Source organism: Stenotrophomonas sp. SAU14A_NAIMI4_5, assembly GCF_003086795.1.
GTDB lineage: Bacteria > Pseudomonadota > Gammaproteobacteria > Xanthomonadales > Xanthomonadaceae > Stenotrophomonas.
This window is the reverse complement of sequence record NZ_CP026003.1, coordinates 4,187,195-4,202,942: the sequence shown is the minus strand read 5'-3', so window position 1 is coordinate 4,202,942 and position 15,748 is coordinate 4,187,195. Positions and strand designations below refer to the sequence as shown.

The 15,748-nt window shown below is 67.6% G+C and carries 13 protein-coding genes and 1 pseudogene; 7 read left to right on the top strand and 7 right to left on the bottom strand.

Annotated features, from left to right (window positions below; genetic code table 11):
• Window positions 1-69: 69 nt before the first annotated feature.
• The 3 genes from C1925_RS19215 to C1925_RS19205 form a co-directional block, all read right to left on the bottom strand.
• Window positions 70-558, bottom strand: coding sequence for a hypothetical protein (locus C1925_RS19215; protein ID WP_108770283.1), 489 nt, complete (start codon window positions 556-558; stop codon window positions 70-72).
• Window positions 559-682: 124 nt separating this feature from the next.
• Window positions 683-1,891, bottom strand: a complete 1,209-nt coding sequence (locus tag C1925_RS19210) for an FAD-dependent oxidoreductase (RefSeq protein WP_108770282.1) — start codon at window positions 1,889-1,891, stop codon at window positions 683-685.
• Between the two features lie 15 nt (window positions 1,892-1,906).
• Window positions 1,907-2,401, bottom strand: coding sequence for a lipocalin family protein (locus C1925_RS19205; RefSeq protein WP_108770281.1), 495 nt, complete (start codon window positions 2,399-2,401; stop codon window positions 1,907-1,909).
• A 184-nt stretch (window positions 2,402-2,585) separates the two neighbouring features.
• On the opposite strand from C1925_RS19205, the gene C1925_RS19200 reads away from it, so the two are divergent.
• Both C1925_RS19200 and C1925_RS19195 read left to right on the top strand, forming a co-directional pair.
• On the top strand, window positions 2,586-2,834 hold the full coding sequence (locus C1925_RS19200; protein WP_079223952.1) for a hypothetical protein: 249 nt from the start codon (window positions 2,586-2,588) through the stop codon (window positions 2,832-2,834).
• A 220-nt stretch (window positions 2,835-3,054) separates the two neighbouring features.
• Window positions 3,055-5,451: a DUF3772 domain-containing protein gene (locus tag C1925_RS19195; protein WP_108770280.1), complete on the top strand. Its 2,397-nt coding sequence runs from the start codon at window positions 3,055-3,057 to the stop codon at window positions 5,449-5,451.
• A gap of 506 nt (window positions 5,452-5,957) precedes the next feature.
• On the opposite strand, the pseudogene C1925_RS19185 reads toward C1925_RS19195, so the two are convergent.
• The 3 genes and pseudogenes from C1925_RS19185 to C1925_RS19175 form a co-directional block, all read right to left on the bottom strand.
• Window positions 5,958-6,050: pseudogene (locus C1925_RS19185) on the bottom strand (IS3 family transposase); the annotation flags it as partial.
• A 247-nt stretch (window positions 6,051-6,297) separates the two neighbouring features.
• Window positions 6,298-8,403, bottom strand: coding sequence for a phosphoglycerol transferase I (locus C1925_RS19180; RefSeq protein WP_108770279.1), 2,106 nt, complete (start codon window positions 8,401-8,403; stop codon window positions 6,298-6,300).
• A 232-nt stretch (window positions 8,404-8,635) separates the two neighbouring features.
• On the bottom strand, window positions 8,636-10,279 hold the full coding sequence (locus C1925_RS19175; protein WP_254051446.1) for an AarF/UbiB family protein: 1,644 nt from the start codon (window positions 10,277-10,279) through the stop codon (window positions 8,636-8,638).
• Window positions 10,280-10,505: 226 nt separating this feature from the next.
• Between C1925_RS19175 and C1925_RS19170 the strand changes: the two genes are divergently transcribed.
• Window positions 10,506-11,432: a DUF808 domain-containing protein gene (locus C1925_RS19170; RefSeq protein ID WP_108770277.1), complete on the top strand. Its 927-nt coding sequence runs from the start codon at window positions 10,506-10,508 to the stop codon at window positions 11,430-11,432.
• Between the two features lie 83 nt (window positions 11,433-11,515).
• Here C1925_RS19170 and C1925_RS19165 read toward each other — a convergent pair whose 3' ends face one another.
• A complete protein-coding gene (locus C1925_RS19165) occupies window positions 11,516-13,054 on the bottom strand; it encodes a GGDEF domain-containing protein (RefSeq protein WP_108770276.1) in 1,539 nt (512 codons plus the stop codon).
• A 106-nt stretch (window positions 13,055-13,160) separates the two neighbouring features.
• Here C1925_RS19165 and C1925_RS19160 point away from each other — a divergent pair, with 106 nt between their 5' ends.
• The 4 genes from C1925_RS19160 to C1925_RS19145 all read left to right on the top strand — a co-directional run bounded on the left by C1925_RS19160 (window position 13,161) and on the right by C1925_RS19145 (window position 15,748).
• Complete coding sequence (locus C1925_RS19160) at window positions 13,161-13,796, top strand: NAD-dependent dehydratase (protein WP_108770275.1); 636 nt, start codon at window positions 13,161-13,163, stop codon at window positions 13,794-13,796.
• Complete coding sequence (locus C1925_RS19155) at window positions 13,796-14,503, top strand: YafY family protein (protein ID WP_108770274.1); 708 nt, start codon at window positions 13,796-13,798, stop codon at window positions 14,501-14,503. Before C1925_RS19160 ends, C1925_RS19155 begins: the two co-directional genes overlap by 1 nt.
• 223 nt (window positions 14,504-14,726) lie before the next feature.
• Entirely contained in the window at window positions 14,727-15,113 is a 387-nt protein-coding gene (locus C1925_RS19150; protein WP_108770273.1) for a VOC family protein, read from the top strand.
• Between the two features lie 293 nt (window positions 15,114-15,406).
• Window positions 15,407-15,748, top strand: a complete 342-nt coding sequence (locus C1925_RS19145; protein ID WP_108770272.1) for a hypothetical protein — start codon at window positions 15,407-15,409, stop codon at window positions 15,746-15,748.

Sequence of the window (15,748 nt, the reverse complement as noted above, 5' to 3'; positions counted from 1 at the left end):
CCGCTGGCCGGCAAGCGCGGGTACTGGCGGTAGCGCCGGGCCATGCCCGGCGAGCGCAGCGGGTGCTGTTTACCAGCCGTACGGCGGCGGGTAATCCCAGTAACCCGGGCCACCGCCGCCATAGAAACCACCACCATACGGGCCGAAGCCCGGGCCCTTGCCTTCGCTGACATGGATGTTGACGTTGACCCCGTGGGTCTTGCCTTCATCGGTGGTGTAGTTCTTGCTGAGGTTGAGCGTGGCGGCGTTGTAGTGCGAGTTGCCGTAGCCCTTCGAATAACCGATGCCGGTGGTGAAGCTGCCGGACACCTTCAGCTTGTCGTCGGTCACGTCGGCGATGCGGGCGTCGTCGTGCACGCGCGGGCCGCTCTTGTCGCCGTAGTAGGTGCCCGGCGGGTCCTGCTGCACGGTCGGGTCGTTGAGATAGCGCATCGGTGCCTGCGGCACGGACAGGTCCAGGCCGGGCGACTGCGGCGCCGTGGCACCCGCAGCGGACTGGGCAAGCACGGTCCCGGGCAGGCTGGCCAGGCACAGCAGCAGGGTCAGGGGACGGATCATCGCGATGCTCCAACGGGCAGGGACCGCGCCACGCGCGGCGGTACAGGCCGACGCTAACAGGCGTTGCTTGAATGATGCCTGTCGCCGCCGGCTTGTGGTAGATCCGGGCCAGGCCCGGATCCCCTTAGACCCGGTCGAACCCGAAAAGATCCTGCAGCGGGTGACGGCGCCGCTCGATCCGCGCCCGCAGCAGCCCGGCACCGATCATCGAATAGGTGATGCCGTTGCCGCCGTAGGCCATGGCCAGGTGCACGCGCGGCCCCCACTGCGGGTGCGGGCCGAAGAACGGCAGGCCGTCGGCGGTCTCGGCGAAGGTCCCCGCCCAGGAAAACGCCGGGGTCGGGTCCAGCTGCGGGAACCACTGCTGCAGCTGCTTCATCAGCTGCTTCGCTTTGCCCTCCACCCGGCGGTCGCGGCGCGCCGGGATGTCGATCGCATCGTCCAGCCCGCCCACCAGCAGCCGGCCCTCGCCGGTGGCCCGCAGGTACAGGTAGGGGCGGGCGCTTTCCCACACCATCGTGCGCTGCAGCGGGCCCAGCACGTCGGCATCGATGGGGTCGGTGATGAACGCGTAGCTGCTGCGGTTGCGCGCCACCCGCTGGTCGATCCAGCGCAGGTTGGCGTAGCCCATCGCGAGCACGACGTGGCGCGCACGGATGGTGGCCCCCGCCTCGGTACCTGCGGTCACGCTGCGCGAGGTGGCCTCCAGGCTGTGCAGCACCGTGCGGTCATGCACATGGCCGCCGCGGCGGCGCACGCGCTTGAGCAGGCCATAGGTGAGGCAGTAGGGATCGACCCGCGCGGCCTGGCGGGTCAGCAGCGCGCCACCGGCGTCCACGCCGAAGCGCTGCTGCAGGTCGTCGGGCTGCAGCCAGCGGGCGTCCAGTCCGGCCTGGCGGCGTGCGGCACCCTCGGCCATCAGCACCGGCACGTCGCGGTGGCGGCTGGCCAGATAGAGGCTGTCCATGCGCTCGAAATCGACGTTCTTCAGCCCGCGCGCCACTTCGCCCAGGGCCGGGATGGCGTCGGCGCAGGCGCGGTAGGCCAGTTCCGCGGCATCAGTGCCGTACTGGCGGGCCAGGTCCAGCAGGTGGGTGTCGATCTCGTACTGCAGCAGGGCGGTGCTGGCCGCGGTGCTGCCCCAGCCGATGTCGCGCTGCTCGATCACCGCAACCTCGTGGCCGTGGCCGGACAGCTCATCGGCAATCAACGCGCCGGTGACACCGCCACCCACCACCAGGACATCGCAGCGCAGGTCCTGCTGCAGCGGCGGGAAGGCCTGGATCAGCCCATTGCTCACGGCCCACCAGGGGTAACCGCTCTTCAGATCCATGGGGCTACCTATCGATCAGGCAGTGGGGCGGCCAGTGTGGGGCGTCTGGATCAGTTCGGACAGATCGAAGCCCTGCAGGCGGGCCGCTGCCAGATAATGTTCCTGCACGGTGATGTCCAGCTTCGGCTCCCGCGCCAGCAGCCAGAGGTACTTGCGGTCAGGACTGCCCACCAGCGCCACACTGTAATCGGGGGCCACCTGGATCACCCAGTAGTCGCCCTTGGCGAAAGGCAGCCAGCGCAGGCCCTTGGGCAGGAAGCTGACCTCCAGGCGAGCCACGTTGTTGCCCACGGCGCATGCCTCACCGGTGGCTTCCTCGACCTCGCCGTCCATTCGGCAGCGGTTGGTGACGCCCAGGTTGCCGTTTTCCAGTAGTTCGTAGTGCGCGGTCACGTCGGTGCAGCCTTCCGGCTCGTGGCGCATGGGCAGGCGGGCGATCTCGTACCAGGTGCCCAGGTAGCGGGGCAGCTTGAGGTCGGCGACGGTCTTCAGCGGCGGGTGGTCGGTCATGGACAGGCGGTTCGGGAACGGACCTCCACCATGCCGTCGGGCTCGCCATGGGCAGGTGAAGCCGGGGCGAGGCCCACGTCCAGAACAATGCGTCGCCCGCGCGGCGGCGCAGCCATCACCGGCGCAACGCTATCCTTGCGTCAGCGCCGGGTTTTTTCCTTATACAAGCGAAGTGGAGGTGCCGATGTACCAGGTGATCCTGTTGAAGAGTGAAACCGCGTTTGCCCGCGAGCAGTGGCCGCAGGTGGACGACGTGGTGGATTACGAGGGCGTCAGCTACAGCCTGCGCGCGGGTCCGCGCCAGCCGCTGCCGACCGACCATGACTGGCATCCCATCGCGGTGTACGCGCCGGATGAGATCAGCGAAGAGGAATTCCAGGACTGGTACGCGCTGCAGCAGCCGCAGGTGGAAGAGCTGCGCTTGAAGTACTGAGGGCTGGGTAGAGTCGACCGTTGGTCGACTGCTCTTGGCGGGACACGCTGAAAATCCCGCGCTGCGCGCGGTAGTCGACCAACGGTCGACTCTACCCCGGTCGGTGTTGGCGTGGCCGTCCATCCGGCCTTTACCAGCCGTGCCGTATAGTCGCGCGCAGGCGCGGTGGTCCGCGCGAACCGGTGTGGCTGGCTTGCTTTCCTTCTTCCGAACGATCCTGATGCGTGGCCCGTCGCTGGCGCTGCTGTTGTGTGGTGCGCTGCTGCTGGCCGCGCCGGTGCTGGCCCAGGACGACGACCCGACGCCGAAGCAGCAGCTGGCCCAGTTCGATGCCAGCCTGAAGGACGTGGAGCGCAAGCGCGATTCCGCCGAGGCCACCGAAACGCTGGCGATGCTGTCCGAGACCGCATCGCAGGTGCGCCGCGATGCCGAGGCGCTGGACAAGAGCCTGCAGCCGCAGCTGGACCAGTTGACCGAGCAGCTGGCCCAGCTGGGCCCGGCGCCCGATGGCACCACCGAGCTGCCCGAGCTGGCAACGCAGCGCCGCAACCTGACCCGCCAGCGTGATGCGCTGGCGTCTTCGGTCGCGCAGGCCAAGGCCAGCGCCGTGCGCGCCGGCCAGTTGGCCAACGATATCGAGAAGCAGCGCACCGCGCAGCGCACCGAGGAACTGGGCCAGAAGGTCGATTCGCCGCTGTCGCCCGCGCTGTGGCGCAAGGTCGCCAAGCAGCTGCCGGTGGATATTGCCCGGGTCACGCCGCTGGCCGCGCAGGGCCGCGATGCCCTGGTGGCCGCCTTGGACAAGGAAGGCTGGGGCACGCCGCTGCTGGGCCTGCTGGCCGCGCTGGTGATGATGTTCCCGCTGCGCCTGTGGCTGCGCGCGCTGGGCCGCCGCTTCGCCGCCTCCGACCGCGCGCCCGATGGCCGCCTGCGCCGCTCCGGCCTGGCCATGTGGCTGCTGCTGGTTGGCACGTTGCTGCCGGGCTACGCGGTGGTGGTGTTCATCGCCTCGCTCAATGCCATCGGCGGTATCGCGCCGCGCCTGCAGAACGTCGCCGACGGCGTGGAGGCGGCCAGCTTCGCTGCCGCCTTCATCGCCGCGCTCAGCGCCTGCCTGCTGGTGCCCACGCGGCCCTCGTGGCGCCTGTTGAACCTGGATGACACCGCCGCGCTGAAGCTGCGCAAGTACGCCTGGGGCGCGGCCGCGCTGGCCTGGTTCAGCACGGTGCTGGTGGCCATCGACCAGGCCACGCGCACCAGCGACGTGACCACGGTGGCGCTGGACGGCGTGATCGCGCTGACCTACCTCGGCCTGATCATGGCCATGCTGGTCACCTTGTCGCGCCTGCACCGCCGCCAGACTGCCGAAGCCGAGGCCAAGCTGGAGGCGCAGGCCGATGGCGTGGGCGCGGCGGTACCGGTGCGTCGCAGCAGCTGGCTGGTGCTGGCCCGCGTGGCCGGCAACCTCGCCGTCACCGCGGCGATCATCGCCACCCTGCTGGGCTACGTGAACTTCGCCAAGTTCGTGAACCAGCAGCTGATCGGCGGCAGCATCGTGGTGCTGGCGGCGCTGCTGCTGTTCAAGTTCGTCGATGACCTCTGCACCTGGCTGCTCAACGCCGACAGCAAGGTCGGCCAGACCATCCTGCTGAGCACCGGCCTGAGCGTGTCGCGGCTGGAGCAGGCCGGCGTGCTGCTCTCGGCGATGCTGCGCACCTTGGTGGTGCTGATCGCGCTGCTGGCCCTGGCCGCGCCGTTCGGCAACGTCGGTACCATCGTCGAGCGCATCGCTGCGCTGGCCAACGGCATCACGATCAACAAGGACCTGACGCTGCAGCCCGGCCGCATCGCCACCGGTGTGCTGGTGCTGCTGATCGGCGTGGGCCTGACCCAGCTGATGCAGCGCTGGCTGACCGACACCTACCTGCCCAAGACCGAGCTGGACCTGGGCGCGCGCAACTCGATCAGCACCATCTCCGGTTACGTCGGCATCATCCTGGTGGGCCTGTGGGCCCTGACCGCGATGGGCCTGGACATGAAGAACCTGGCGCTGCTGGCCAGCGCGCTGTCGGTGGGTATTGGTTTCGGCCTGCAGGCGATCATCCAGAACTTCGTGTCGGGCCTGATCCTGCTGGCCGAGCGGCCGGTGAAGATCGGCGACTGGGTGAAGCTGGGTGACCAGGAAGGCGACATCCGCCGCATCAACGTGCGTTCGACCGAGATCCAGGTGGGCGACAAGTCGACGCTGATCGTGCCGAACTCGGAGCTGATCACCAAGACCATCCGCAACATGACGATGGGCAACAACCAGGGCCGCATCCAGATCCAGTTCGCGGTGCCGACCAGCACCGATGTGGCGGGCCTGAAGCAGGCGCTGCTGGATGCCTATGGCGCGCACCAGGCGGTGCTGCAGCAGCCGGCGCCGTCAGTGTTCATCGACAGCATTGCCGGCGGCCAGATCACGTTCAACAGCTTCGCCTACGTGGCGAGCCCGCGGCAGGTGTACGGCACGCGCAGTGATCTGTATTTCAGCCTGCTGCAGATACTGGCCGAGCGGGACATCCCGCTCTCGACCCCGACCGACATCCACCTGGTACGCGACACCCCGCCGGAGTAGTGGGGGGGGCTTTTTGCAGGGCATGCAGCCCTGCACCTGCAGAATCAACGTCAACGGCAAAAGCGGGCTATCCGTGGGATGGCGGGGTGGGTCCGGTTGAGGGGGACGCCGTAAACCCATCCATGGGGGCTTGGTCGCGGCATCCATGCCGCTCACACCCCCTCAACCGGACCCACCCCGCCTTCGACAGTTTCCCAGGGATGTTGGTGGGTGCCGACCGTTGGTCGGCACGGGGTCGAATATCGATATCTGACAGATGTGCCGACCAACGGTCGGCACCTACCAACAGCTCCCGTTGCCAGTAGATCCACGCCATGCGTGGATGATCTATTCGATATCTGACAGATGTGCCGACCAACGGTCGGCACCCACCACCAGCAGTTGCCAACAGCCACCGGCCAACTGTCGAAGGCGGGGCCCTGTGGGTTTGCGGGGTGTGAGCCGCATGGATGCGGCGACCAAGCCCCCATGGTGAAGTGACCCCCAAAAGTTGGACAGTTGGGGGATCAGGCGGCCAACGCGGCCTGCTGCCGGTACTTTACCGGGCTCAGGCCCTTTAGTTTCAATCGGATACGGTCTTCGTTGTAGTACCGGATGTACAACCGCCTTGACCGATGTGGAGGTCTTGCAGGCCTCTTTGGCCACCTGCAATTTGAAACGAACCTCATATCTATTCATATAACCCTCTGGGTTGGATCAGGTGTCCAACTCCAGGGGGTCACTTCATGGATGGGTTTACGGCGTCCCCGCAAACCCACAGTGCCCCGCCATCCCACGGAATGCCGCTCTTGATCTTGCTTCGGCTTCTGCAGGTGCAGGGCTGCAAGCCCTGCAAAGGAAAAACCCTTACCCCCGCGGGCGTGCGCGCGACGGCACCAGCGCAAACGTATCCACCGCCAGCTTCTCGGCATGGTTCAACCACGCCCGGATCTCCAGATCATCCACCTCGTGGTCCAACCCGAACGAGACGTTGATCTTGCCGTCCGCATCCGGCTGCACCCACTGCTGGGCCAGCACCACCTTGCGCTGCGACGACACTGCCTCGATCCAGAAACCGCGGTCCGGGCGCTGGCTCGCCACCAGTTCCAGCATGTACTGGCCGGCACGGGTGCGGCGGCCCTTCTGGGTGATCATGTGCGCCTGGCGCACGCTCGGGCGCGGGCCCTGGAACGACTCCAGCGGTGCATCCACCGCGATGCCGCCACGCAGGTCGTCATCGCGGAACAACTTGATGCCGTTGTCGCGGTTCACCAGCAGCGCGCACCAGTCGCCGTCGGCCGAGCCATCCTCGAACGCCGTGCAGCGATCCACATAGGCGAGTGTGTTGTCCGGGTCGGCATCGTCGAACTGGCGCGAGGTGTTTTCCAGATACACCGATTTCAGGCTCCAGTCCTTGTCGTACTCCAGCAGCACCGGCGGCTGCACGTGCTGCAGGCCGACCACCACCTGGTCATCGCCATCGATCTTCAGTTCGCGGGTCGGCTCGCCCAACCAGAGCGAGCGGGCGAAGGCCAGGTACTGCGGATAATCGCGGCCACCATCGCGCTGGGTCGCCACACTCGCGCTGGGCGCGCGCTGGGTATCGATCAGCGAGCGACCGAAGCCCATCGTCTTCAGCTGCGGGTCCAGCAGGCTGAGCAGGGTCGCACCCGAATCCAGCGTGGTGCCGGCGTCGGCCTTCAGCTGCTGCGGGGCAATGCCATCGCCGAGGAACAGCAGCAGGTTCTCGCGCTTCTGCTGGGTCAGGATGTCGGTGAGGTCGTTGGGCATCGCCAGGTGATCCGAGGCGATCACGATCAGCGTGTCCTTGCCATAAGGGCTGGCCTGGATGCGCTGCACCAGCTGCGAGATCAGCCGGTCGCTGCACTTCAGCGCGTTGAGCATGTTGATGTTGCCGTACTTGCTTTCATAACGCTGGCCCTTGCACGCCACCGGCAGATGGCCAGCGGGGTGGTGGGTGTCCATGGTCAGCGTGGTCAGCATGAACGGCTCGCCCTTGCGCGAGAGCTGTTCGAAGCGCTGGTAGGCGGTGTCCAGCAGCACGTCGTCGTGCACGCCCCACGGCGAGTAATGCACGCGGCCGATCTTCTTCTGCTGCTTGAACCATTCCAGGTCGTGCACTTCATCGAAACCGTGGCTGGCCAGGAACTGGCCCTTGCCGGCGAAGCGGCCGCTGGCGCCGCCCAGGTAATGGTTTGTGTAGCCCTGCTGCTTCAGGTAGTCGCCCAGGCACACGGCCTTGGGCAGGAAGCTGCCCATGCGGTCCATGCTGTTTTCATCGCCCTGCGAGGTGGTCAGCGGCACGCCGCACATCGACGACACCAGGCCGGCGATGGTCCAGCCGCTGCCTTCGGCCGAGGCCAGCCCGCGCACGTCCAGCGACTGGCTGGCGAGACGGTTGATGTTGGGCATCAGGCCCGGGAACACGTTTTCGTCCAGATAGGTGCGTTCCAGGCTTTCGCCGTAGATCCAGACGATGTTGCGCGGGCGCTGCAGCGGCTGCGTCGGCACCTGGTATTCGGGAGCGATGCGGGCGAAATCGACCGGGCGCAGCTGCTGGTACAGGCGCTGGCCATCACGTGCCAGCGGGCTGATCATGATCGTGGTGATCCACACCACCGCGAAGCCGGCGAACCATGCGCCACCGCGACCCGGGCGGCGCCAGCGCTTCACCCGCGTGGCAAACAGCGGCAGCAGCGACACCAGGACGAGCGCGATGTAGCCGGCGATATAGCCCTTGAAGTCCGCGATGCCGGCGCCTTCCATGTCGGCGCCCAGGTGGTAGAGCGTTGCGGCATTCAGGCCATCGCCGGACAGCTTGTCGATCAACCACCACGTGCTGAGCAGGAGCAGCAGCAGCGAGAACGTGCTCGCCTTCCACCACACCCACTTATCGGAGGCGAGGAACAACCAGGCCAACAACAACAGCGACAGCAGCAGGATCCAGAGCATAAGCGGCTTCGGCAGTGACGGGAGGTGGTGATGGACGTCGTACCGACGCGTGTCCATCCGACCAGCGCTGCCTCAAGCACACGTGCATGACAGGCTGATGACCCGATAGTGCATGCACGAACCTGACTGAAATGTTTGTTTGTTACATGAGGTGAAATCGCGCGTTTCAAGTAAAACCAGCGTGAAAGCCGCTACGCGATTTCATTAAAAAGCGGCGCGATTTCCCGCTTCTTCAACGATGCCCGCGTTCCTCACGCGCACGTGCACGCCGATCGAACAGCAATGCGCTGGTCACGATGCCCAGTCCGAGCACGACGCCGATCAGCATCAGGAACAGCGCGATGGCCGGATAGCCGAAGATGTGCCAGCCGGTCTCCAGCTTCATCATCAGCGAGGCAGCCATGATCAGCGCCGCGCTGATGATGCCGGCCGCCACGCGGTTGGCGATCTTCTGCAGATTTTCCATCAGCCGCGATTCTTCCAGACCGGTCACCTTCATCTGCAGGCGGTTCTCGGCCAGCAGCGCCATGATGTCGGTCAGCTTGCGCGGCCCATCGCGCAGCAGCTGCTGCAGCTCCATCGCCTCGCTGGCCAGGTTGGGCATTGAGAGTGACTTCTTCAGGCGTGCCCGCATCACGTGCTGCAGCTGTCGTTCGACGATGCGGCGGGTGTCCAGTTCCGGTGCCAGCAGCAGGCACACGCTCTCAAGGTTCAGCAGCGCCTTGCCCAGCAGACTCAATTCCGGCGGTGTGCGCAGACCGCAGGCGGTGGCGATGCGCACCATGTCCAGCACCACCTTGCCCTCGGTGAAGCTGCTGCTGGCCGCATAGCGGGCGATCAGCTGCCCGGTCTCACGCAGGTAGCGCTCCTCGTCAAAGGACTCCAGGCGCGTGCTGATGCTGATCAGGTCGTCGGCCACCTCCTCGCCCCGTCCATCCACGGCCGCAAACAGGATCTTCAGCATGCGCTCGCGCAGGCGCGGCGGCATGTGCGCGACCATGCCCAGGTCGAAGATCGCCAGCCGGCCATCGGGCGTCACCCGCAGGTTGCCGGGATGCGGATCGGCATGGATCTCGCCATGCACGAAGATCTGGTCCAGATAGCCCCTGATCAGCGCGGCAGCCAGGGGGTCCATCGGTTGCTCGGTACGGCGCACGGCGGGGATTGCATCGACGCGCACGCCGTTGACCAGTTCCATCGTCAATACGCGCTGGCCGCAGTAATCCCACAGCGGCTGAGGCACCCACAGCCGCTTGAAGGGCGAGAGGTGGCGGCCGAAGCGGGCCAGATTCTCCGCCTCGGTGCGGTAGTCCAGCTCCTGCATCAGCGTCTTGCCGAACTCATTGAGCCAGTCGCGCAGGCGTACCCGGCGGCCAACCTGGGTGAGATGGTCGGCGGCCAGGGCGAAGCTGCGCAGCGCATCAAGGTCCGAACGCAGCTGCGCGGCGACCTCCGGCTTCTGCACCTTTACCGCCACCAGTCGGCCGTCGTGCAGGACCGCGCGGTGAACCTGGGCGATCGAGGCGCAGCCAAGCGGCTCTGGGTCGAACGAAGCAAACAGCTTGTTGACCCCGGCGCCCAGCTCCTGCTCGATGACGGCGTGGATGCGCTCGACCGGGATGGGCGCCACATTCTCCTGCATGCGTTCCAAGGCCGTGGCGAACTCGGCCGGGATCATGTCCGGGCGCGTGGAAAGCATCTGCCCCAGCTTGACGAACGTCGGCCCCAGTGCCTCCAGGTCGCTGACGAACTGGTCAGGGTTCCCGTCGGCCGGGATATCGGAGTGGGGGCCGGAGGCTTCCAGGTTCATCCCGGAAAAAACGCCCGAATGGCGGTAGCGCATCAGCAGGCGCAGGATCTGGCTGCGCCGGTTCATGCCCTTGACCAGTGTGGGATTGGCCGTGGCGGTGGACGGATTGCTCAAGCGGAACTCCTCGGGGCGGTGCGCTGCTCTGGTAGCGCCGGACCATGCCCGGCGGACGGGCCCGGCAGAAGGGGGGACGCTGCCAGTGTCCCTGCTGCGCGGTAGGCACGCAGTGAACCCGCTTCCGCAGCAGGCACCGGATCAGTCAGAATCCGCCCATCCCCTCTTTGGATCCACCATGGCCGGTGCCAGCCTGTTTGCCCTGCTCGACGATATCGCCACCCTGCTCGACGACGTCTCGATCCTCACCAAGGTCGCCGCGAAGAAAACCGCCGGCGTCCTGGGCGACGACTTGGCGCTGAACGCGCAGCAGGTGACCGGCGTCAACGCCAACCGCGAACTGCCGGTGGTGTGGGCGGTGGCCAAGGGTTCGCTGGTGAACAAGGTGATTCTGGTGCCCGCGGCGCTGGCGATCAGCGCGCTGGAAGCCTGGCTGCACAGCCGCGGCTGGAACGTGCCGCTGATCGTGCCGCTGATGATGATCGGCGGCGCCTTCCTGTGCTTTGAAGGCGTGGAGAAGCTGGCGCACCGCTTCCTGCATTCGGCCGATGAGGACGCCGAGCACCAGGCCGAGCGGCGCAAGGCGCTGGCCGATGCGCAGGTGGACATGGTGGCGTGGGAAAAGGACAAGGTGAAGGGTGCCATCCGCACCGACTTCATCCTCTCGGCCGAGATCATCGTGCTGACCCTGGGCGTGGTCGCCACCGCGGCCTTCACCCAGCAGCTCGTGACGCTGGCCGTGGTGGCCTTGGCGATGACGGTGTTCGTCTACGGGCTGGTGGCCGGCATCGTGAAGCTGGATGACGTGGGCCTGTACCTGTCGCGCAAGGGCGGTGCGGTGGCCGCGTTCGGTCGTGGCCTGGTCGTGTCCGCGCCGTGGCTGATGAAGTTCCTGTCGGTGGCCGGCACCATCGCCATGTTCCTGGTCGGTGGCGGCATCCTCGTGCACAACGTGCCGCCGCTGCACCACGCCGTGCAGGGCTTCGGTGGCGAAGGGCAGTGGGGCTGGCTGATCAGTGCCGCAGCGAACATGGTGGTCGGCATCGTTGCCGGTGCGATCGTGCTGGCCGCGGTGACCGGCATCCAGAAGCTGCGCGGGAAGTAACAACGGCCGCCGCGCGAAGGGCGTGCCGACCAACGGTCGGCACCCACCAACCGCCGCCGCCGGGCCATACCCACCAGGGCGGATTACCCCGCCTGCACCCGGTTCTTGCCCTGTCGCTTGGCCACGTACAGCGCCTCATCGGCGCGCCGCAGCAGTGCCTCGGCATCATCGCCGGGCTGCCACTGCGCCAGGCCGGCACTGAAGTGCACCGGCACGCGCTTGTCCTGCACGGTCAGCACGCGATGGGCCAGTGAGCGCTGCAGGCGCTGCACCGTGGCCATGCTGTCGGCGCCCGGGGTTTCCGGCAGTACCAGTACGAACTCATCACCGCCGAGGCGGGCGACGCCATCGGTGGCGCGCAGCAGCAGCCGGCAGGTCGACACCAGGTGCTGCAGCAGCGCATCGCCACCGGCGTGGCCGTGGGCATCGTTGGTCTGGTGGAAGTCATCCAGGTCGATCACCGCCAGGCCCAACGGCGTGTTGTTGCGCGCCGCGCGGGCCATTTCCCGCTGCAGCATCTCGTCCAGGCCACGGCGATTGAGGGCCTGGGTCAGCGGATCGATGCGGGCCAGGTCGCCGGCCTCGCGCAGTTCCTGTTCCAGTTCGCTGATGCGCCGCTCGGCGCGTTCCACTTCCTGCCGCGCACTGGCCAGGTGGTCGCGCGCCTGTGCGGCCTGCTGCTGCACCTTGCCGGTGTCATGCATCACTTCCTGCAGCAGCTGGTTGAGGTCGGCGATGCTGCGTGCCTCGCGCAGCTGCAGGGCATAGGTGCCGATGCGGTCGTGGTATTCCCCGGTGCTGGCGGCCATGCCGTCCATGCGTTCGATGAACTCACCCATCAGGCCGCGCATCGCCGCCTTGGAATCGTCGATGCCCTGGCGCAGCAGCCCCTGCTTGTAGATCACCTCGCGCAGCTCGGCGCGCGTGCGCTCGACCGATTCCGCTTCCAGCGGGCCGGCCAGCAGCTGGCGTACCGCGGCGATCTGGCCCTGCAGCCAGCTGCGGTCATCCAGCAGCTCGCTGACGTTCTCCAGCAGCAGGGCGAACAGTTCCAGCAGCAGCGCCTGCTGTTCCTGCCAGCTTTCCGCACGCACGCCCACCTGGTGGCCCAGCTCGCGCACGCCCTGTTCGATGGGCTCCAGCGGTGCACCGGGCTGCCATTGCCGCAGCTTGCCGGCCAGCGCCTGGGCCTGTTCGCGCAGGTCCGGGTCGTGCAGCAGCAGCGACACCACCGCACCACCCAGCAGCAGGCGCAGCTGCTCGGACAGGCGCAGGCTGTCGGGCTGGCCATCGGGCGAGTGCTGCTCGATGGTGCGGATGTATTTGTCGATCAGCTGCCGCATGGCCCGGCCGTAGCGCGGCCAGTCGGCGCTGGCCTGGGCCGACTGCAGGCGGTCACCCATGTCGCCCAGCTCGCCGGGCAGGGTGGCCATGCCATTGGCGAAGGCGGCCAGCAGCGGCTCGGGCGCATCGGCACCGGCGAACAGCTGCTGCAGCGCCACGGCCGTGCCGCCCTGCAGGACCACCCGGTCGCCGCGGCCATCGTCGGACACCGCACGCACGTGCGCCGGCGGTCCCAGGGCGGTACCGGGGGCAGGGCGGTGGTCGGACTGGTCCGTCATGGCAAAAAATCCTGGGGCTGGCAGGGACTGGTGACAGCATATCGGCGCGGCCGCCGACGGCTTGAACGGCTACGATGGTCGACAGGATGCCGTAGGGGAGGTGGGTATGCGCGTGATGTTGCTGGGGGCGACCGGCCTGGTCGGCGGCCTGGCCCTGCCGATGCTGCTGGATGACCCGCTGTGCCGCGCGGTGGTGGCTCCGACCCGGCGTCCGCTGGGCCTGAGCCATCCGAAACTGCATGCCCCGGTGCTGCAGTTCGACGCCCTGCCGGACGCACCGGACTGGGCCCAGGTGGATACGGTGATCTGCGCGCTGGGCAGCACCATGGCCCAGGCCGGCAGCCGCGAAGCCTTCTACCGCATCGACCACGATTACCCGCTGGCCTTCGCCCGCCTGGCCCGGACTGAGGGCGCGCGCGCCTTCGTGTTGAACTCCGCAGCCGGTGCCAACGCGGGCTCGGCCCTCTTCTACAACCGGGTGAAGGGCGAGCTGGAGCGCGACCTGCGCGCACTGGGCTTCGCCTCGCTCACCCTGGTGCGGCCGGGCCTGATCGGGGGCCAGCGGCAGCAGGTGCGTCGCAGCGAGCACTTCGCCCTGCAGGTGCTGGGCGTGCTCGGGCCGGTGCTGCCGCGAGCCTGGCGGATCAATCCGGCCAGCCGCATTGCCAGGGCGCTGGTGGATGCCGCACTGGCACCGCCGCCGGGCGAGCACGTGGTGGCGTCCAGCGCGCTGGCCGGCTGATGTCGCGGGCGCTGCGCCTGACCCAGCTGCTGCAGCTGCTGCGCCGGCACCGCCGGCCGGTGGCCGGGCAGGCCCTGGCCGAGGCGCTGGGCATCAGCCTGCGCACGCTGTACCGCGACATCGAGACCCTGCGCGCGCAGGGGGCCGACCTGCGCGGCGAGGCCGGCGTGGGTTACCAGTTGATACCCGGCGACGTGCTGCCACCGATGACCCTTCCGCCGGCCGAGATCGATGCGCTGGTGCTTGGGCTGCGTTGGGTGGCTGCGCGCACCGAGCCGGCACTGGCTGATGCTGCTCGCGATGCCCTGGCACGCATCGCCCATGTACTGCCCGCCGCACGCCGTGAAGCGCTGCGCGACAGCGGCCTGCGCATCGGTCCCTCGAAGGCTGGAGCGACGGTGCCGGCGGCGCGGCTGCAGGCGGTGCGCGAAGCCGTGGGCGTGCAGCAGCGGCTGCAGTTTGCCTATGAGGATGCGCAGGGGCAGCGCACCGAGCGCGTGGTCTGGCCGTTCGCGCTGGGCTACTTCGATGAGGTGGTGGTGCTGGCGGCATGGTGCGAGGGCCGCGAGGATTTCCGCCATTTCCGCCTGGATCGCATCCGCCAGGTGCGCACGCTGGAAGATCGCTACCGCGTGCCGCGCGGCACCTTGCTGCGCCGCTGGCAGAAAGCGCAGGGCATCGCCCCGGATTGGCTGGACCGGGCGTGAGCTGCAAGAGCGCGCTGCCCGGAGCCGGCGGCGTACGAAACGCCGGGGGTAGAGTCGACTGCTAGTCGACTATCGCGCGAAGCGCGGGATTTTCACGCAGGAGCAGTCGACTGACAGTCGACTCTACCAGGGCAGAAGCGCAGGCCAGCGCCGTCAACGCTGCTGACAGGATCTGTCAGCAGGCCCGCACCACCATGGGCGCTCCCAACAACGGAGGTCCACCATGTTCAAGCCCAGCACCCTGCTGCAGTACGTGCGCGATGTCGCGGCCAGTGCCACGTTCTACAGCGGCATCCTTGGCACGCCGCCGGTCGAGCAGTCGCCCGGCTTCGCCCTGTTCCTGCTCGGCGATGGCGCGGCCCTGGGCCTGTGGCAGCGCGATGGCGTGCTGCCGCCGGTCACCGCCGAGGCCGGCGCCGCCGAGCTGGCGATGGTGGTGGCCAACCCCGCTGAAGTGCAGCACCTGCATGATGCGTGGTGCGCACTGGGGGTACAGATCACCCAGGCGCCGGTCACCTTGGAATTCGGCCATACCTTCACCGGCGTCGATCCCGATGGCCACCGCCTGCGCGTCTACAGCCGTGCAGAGGGCCTGGTGGCGCGCGACTGAGCAGAAGGGCTGGGGAACCGCACCCGGTTTCTGTACGTACGTCACGTTGAGGGATTTTCCTACAGATTTCTGGGATTTTTCCTGCGGTTCCCTCACCTTTTCGCCGAAGGTTCCATGCTAGTTTCTGCCCATCGACACTGCAGCGGGGTAACTCCAGCGTGGCTACCACCATTCCCCGTCCCGGGCGCGCCCGGGGCAGAGGCGGGATACGTGTCCCCGGGGCGGCACGGTCCGCTGTCGCCCCGCTTCTGGTTTCCCTGTTCCTTCTGACATCTGCGACAGGATGTTCCGCCATGAATGACACCGGACAGCAAGCGTCCCGTTTCCACGAACAGCAGTCCACGGCCGCGGGCAAGGCCCAGCTCGGCCAGTGGGCAGGCCCCGGCAGCGTACTGGCCGAGGCGGTGCAGCACCTGCGCGCGAAGGGCTTTGACTGCCAGCCCTCGCAGCCGCAGGCGCCCACCATCAAGGCCGCTTTCTACTGCAGCCTGCAGACGCCACCGCCGCCGCCGGCAGACCAGCGGGTTACCGCGCCGCCCACGCCGGTGCAGTGGATCGTGACGCTGGAATCGGAAGACGGCGTGCGCGTGCAGCACCTCGATGTGTCCCGTACGCCCGCCCATCTGGGAGATTGA

Excerpts from the sequence above, each read along its gene's own strand:
- C1925_RS19205 (WP_108770281.1), bottom strand. The coding sequence starts at position 2,401 with ATGACCGACCACCCGCCGCTGAAGACCGTCGCCGACCTCAAGCTGCCC.
- C1925_RS19165 (WP_108770276.1), bottom strand. The coding sequence starts at position 13,054 with ATGACGGACCAGTCCGACCACCGCCCTGCCCCCGGTACCGCCCTGGGA.
- C1925_RS19160 (WP_108770275.1), top strand. The coding sequence starts at position 13,161 with ATGCGCGTGATGTTGCTGGGGGCGACCGGCCTGGTCGGCGGCCTGGCC.
- C1925_RS19175 (WP_254051446.1), bottom strand. The coding sequence starts at position 10,279 with ATGAACCGGCGCAGCCAGATCCTGCGCCTGCTGATGCGCTACCGCCAT.
- C1925_RS19145 (WP_108770272.1), top strand. The coding sequence starts at position 15,407 with ATGAATGACACCGGACAGCAAGCGTCCCGTTTCCACGAACAGCAGTCC.
- C1925_RS19155 (WP_108770274.1), top strand. The coding sequence starts at position 13,796 with ATGTCGCGGGCGCTGCGCCTGACCCAGCTGCTGCAGCTGCTGCGCCGG.
- C1925_RS19180 (WP_108770279.1), bottom strand. The coding sequence starts at position 8,403 with ATGCTCTGGATCCTGCTGCTGTCGCTGTTGTTGTTGGCCTGGTTGTTC.
- C1925_RS19215 (WP_108770283.1), bottom strand. The coding sequence starts at position 558 with ATGATCCGTCCCCTGACCCTGCTGCTGTGCCTGGCCAGCCTGCCCGGG.
- C1925_RS19200 (WP_079223952.1), top strand. The coding sequence starts at position 2,586 with ATGTACCAGGTGATCCTGTTGAAGAGTGAAACCGCGTTTGCCCGCGAG.
- C1925_RS19195 (WP_108770280.1), top strand. The coding sequence starts at position 3,055 with ATGCGTGGCCCGTCGCTGGCGCTGCTGTTGTGTGGTGCGCTGCTGCTG.
- C1925_RS19170 (WP_108770277.1), top strand. The coding sequence starts at position 10,506 with ATGGCCGGTGCCAGCCTGTTTGCCCTGCTCGACGATATCGCCACCCTG.
- C1925_RS19150 (WP_108770273.1), top strand. The coding sequence starts at position 14,727 with ATGTTCAAGCCCAGCACCCTGCTGCAGTACGTGCGCGATGTCGCGGCC.
- C1925_RS19210 (WP_108770282.1), bottom strand. The coding sequence starts at position 1,891 with ATGGATCTGAAGAGCGGTTACCCCTGGTGGGCCGTGAGCAATGGGCTG.